The sequence below is a fragment of the Pseudomonas sp. SDO5591_S426 genome, from assembly GCF_054070755.1.
Window position 1 is genome coordinate 1 of the sequence record NZ_JBSVXD010000355.1, and the last position, 2,770, is coordinate 2,770.

The window sequence follows — 2,770 nt, forward strand, 5'->3', positions numbered from 1 at the left end:
CTTTTGATCTTGATCTTAAAAAGCAAAATCAAAAGATCGCAGCCTTCGGCAGCTCCTACAGGGGGGTAGGTTGTTAGATCGCGTCGCGCGTCGGCTTGCCATCCACCAGACGCTGAATGCGCAACGGATTACCATTCTTCAACGCATCCGGCAGCAGGCTGTCCGGGTAGTTCTGGAAGCACACCGGGCGCAGGAAGCGGTCGATGGCCAAGGTGCCCACCGACGTGCCGCGCGCATCCGACGTCGCCGGGTACGGCCCGCCATGCACCATCGAATCACACACCTCAACACCGGTCGGATAACCATTGAGCAGGATTCGCCCGACTTTCTGTTCCAGCAACGCCGTCAGTTCGCTGAACTGTTGGAAGTCCGCCTGCTCGCCGATGATCGTCGCGGTCAATTGACCGTGCAGACCGTTCAACGCAGCGCTCAGTTGCGCCTGATCCGCCACTTCGACGACGACGGTGGTCGGCCCGAATACTTCCTCTTGCAGCACTTCATCGCCATTGATCAACAGGCTGACATCAGCCTTGAACAACTGCGGTTGCGCCTGATGACCTTGCTGCGCATTGCCCGCCAAATGCTCGATGCCCGGATGATCGATGAGCTTTTGCAGACCTTTGCCGTAGCTGCTCAAAGTCCCGGCATTGAGCATGGTTTGCGCCGGTTGATCAGCCATCATGTCGGCCAGCAGCGTGAGGAACGCGCTGAACTGCGGCGAACGGATACCGATCACCAAACCGGGGTTGGTGCAGAACTGACCACAGCCTTGAACCACCGAAGCCGACAGGCCACGAGCAATGGTTTCCGTGCGGTCTTGCAGCGCCTGCGGCAGCACGATCACCGGGTTGATGCTCGACATCTCGGCGAACACCGGAATCGGTTGCGGGCGCGCGGCAGCCATGTCGCACAGGGCGCGGCCACCCTTGAGCGAACCGGTAAAGCCCACCGCTTGAATCGCCGGATGCTTGACCAGCGCTTCACCGACCCCGCCGCCGTAGATCATGTTGAATACACCGGCCGGCATCGCGGTTTTTTCCGCAGCGCGAATGATCGCATCGGCCACCTGCTCGGCTGTCGCCATGTGGCCGCTGTGGGCCTTGAACACCACCGGGCAACCGGCGGCCAGGGCCGCAGCGGTGTCGCCACCCGCGGTAGAAAATGCCAGGGGAAAATTGCTGGCACCGAACACGGCTACCGGCCCGAGACCGATGCGGTATTGGCGCAGATCAGGACGCGGCAACGGCTGGCGGTCGGGCAATGCCTGATCGATGCGCGCACCGTAGAAATCGCCGCGACGCAGTACGTTGGCGAACAAACGCATCTGACCACTGGTGCGCCCGCGCTCCCCCACGATCCGCGCCGCTGGCAGCGCGGTTTCGCGGCAGACCAACGAAACGAAATCATCACCCAACGCATCCAGCTCAGCGGCAATCGCATCGAGAAACTGCGCGCGACGCTCGGCGCTCAGGCTGCGATAAGCCGGGAACGCTGCAGCGGCAGCTTTGGCAGCCGCATCCACTTCCTCCGGCGTAGCCTGGATAAAATCATGGGGCAACGCCTCGCCGGTTTCAGCATCAACGCTTTGTAGCTTGACGTTGCCCAACGCACTGCGCTGGCCGCCGATGTAGTTGTGGCCAAGAATCAGGGTCATGCATTTCTCCTCAAAGTGTGCCGACGGTGCCGGGTTCGAACGCGGCTTCAACCGGTGCGATGCCATTGATCAACGGCGCGCCGAATTCGGCCTGACTGATCTCGAATACATCGCCCGGCTGCGTGCGTATCCCATCGGCAAACGACAGGGTCGCGGTGCCGAAGAAGTGAATGTGCACATCCCCCGGACGCAGGAACTGGCTGTATTTGAAATGGTGGAACTCCAGGTTCGCCAGGCTGTGGCACATGTTGGCCTCACCGCTGAGAAACTCGTTCTGCCACAGCACTTCACCGTCGCGAAGAATGCGGCTGGTGCCGGCCAAGTGCTGCGGCAACTCACCAACGCGCAATTCCGGGCCGTAGCTGCAACTGCGCAGTTTCGAGTGGGCCAGATACAGGTAGTTCTTGCGCTCCATGACGTGGTCGGAGAACTCGTTGCCCACGGCAAAACCGAGGCGATACGGTTTGCCGTCATGACCGATGACGTACAGGCCGCTGAGCTCTGGCTCTTCCCCTGCGTCCTCAGCAAACGGCGGCAACGGGAACGGCTGGCCGGGACGCACGACGATGCTGCCGTCGCCTTTGTAGAACCATTCGGGTTGCACACCCGCCTGACCCGCTGCCGGCTTGCCGCCCTCCACGCCCCATTTGAAGATGCGCATGGTGTCGGTCATGGCCGCTTCGTCGCCAGCCTGCTGATGCATTTTGTCCCGAGCCGAGGCGCTGCCCAAGTGGGTCAAACCGGTGCCGCTGACCAGCATGTGCGCCGGGTCCGGGTGATCCAGCGGTGGCAGGATGCGCAGTTGCGCCAGTAGATCGGAGTAGTCGTGGCTGATGCCCAGGCCCAGGGCTTTGACTTGCTGTTCAAGGCCGACGCCTGCTTCGATCGCCGCCAGGGCCAGATCGCGCACGGTGCGTGCGTCCTGCACTTCACGCACCAGACTACCCTCGACGACACCAACGCGGCGTTCGCCGTTACTCAATTCGAATTGAACCAAACGCATGGATTTTCTCCCGAGTACAAATTTCGAAAACAATCGCAGATCCCTGTGGGAGCGGGCTTGCCCGCGATAGCAATCCATCTGGCACACCAATGGTGAATGTGCCTGCGTCCCCA

General features: G+C 61.4%; 2 protein-coding genes. Both read right to left on the bottom strand.

Annotation, left to right across the window (positions count from 1 at the left end; all coding sequences use genetic code 11):
- Positions 1 to 73: 73 nt before the first annotated feature.
- Positions 74 to 1,654: an aldehyde dehydrogenase (NADP(+)) gene (locus ACW9JC_RS29820; protein WP_457459527.1), complete on the bottom strand. Its 1,581-nt coding sequence runs from the start codon at positions 1,652 to 1,654 to the stop codon at positions 74 to 76.
- A gap of 10 nt (positions 1,655 to 1,664) precedes the next feature.
- A complete protein-coding gene (gene araD1, locus ACW9JC_RS29825) occupies positions 1,665 to 2,657 on the bottom strand; it encodes an AraD1 family protein (RefSeq protein WP_457459529.1) in 993 nt (330 codons plus the stop codon).
- Positions 2,658 to 2,770: the final 113 nt, after the last annotated feature.

What these genes read in the sequence shown, in the direction of transcription:
- ACW9JC_RS29820 (WP_457459527.1), bottom strand. Translation starts at nt 1,654, where the DNA reads ATGACCCTGATTCTTGGCCACAACTACATCGGCGGCCAGCGCAGTGCG.
- araD1 (WP_457459529.1), bottom strand. Translation starts at nt 2,657, where the DNA reads ATGCGTTTGGTTCAATTCGAATTGAGTAACGGCGAACGCCGCGTTGGT.